Source organism: Nostoc sp. UIC 10607, assembly GCF_047228265.1.
Taxonomy (GTDB): Bacteria; Cyanobacteriota; Cyanobacteriia; order Cyanobacteriales; family Nostocaceae; genus Nostoc; species Nostoc foliaceum_A.
Genome location: NZ_JBIQNW010000283.1, coordinates 1 through 314, shown reverse-complemented (window position 1 = coordinate 314; position 314 = coordinate 1). Strand labels below are relative to the sequence as shown.

The 314-nt window shown below is 45.9% G+C and carries 1 protein-coding gene; it reads left to right on the top strand.

Features of this window, described 5'->3' with window-relative positions; all coding sequences use genetic code 11:
* Positions 1 to 314: ATP-binding domain-containing protein (locus ACEYW6_RS36780; protein ID WP_412983689.1), on the top strand; the 314-nt coding region annotated here is incomplete at both ends.

Sequence of the window (314 nt, the reverse complement as noted above, 5' to 3'; positions counted from 1 at the left end):
GTTGTCTCTGGGTCAGTTATCTACCGAGTCGGCGATCGCGTAATCCAGCTGAAAAACCGTTATGAAACTGTCCCGCCCGTAATGAATGGCGAGATCGGTCAGGTTATTGCTGTGGAGCCGGAAAAATTTCTGGTTACAATCTCTTGGGAGGGCGGTGCTGTTGTTAATTATTATCCTGGAGACTTCGAGCAAATTATGCACTCGTTTTGTATAACTTGCCACAAGAGTCAAGGTAGTCAATTTCCTTATGTGATTTTCCCATTGGTCAGGGCTAATTACCGGATGTTAACCCGTCAGCTGCTCTACACGACTAT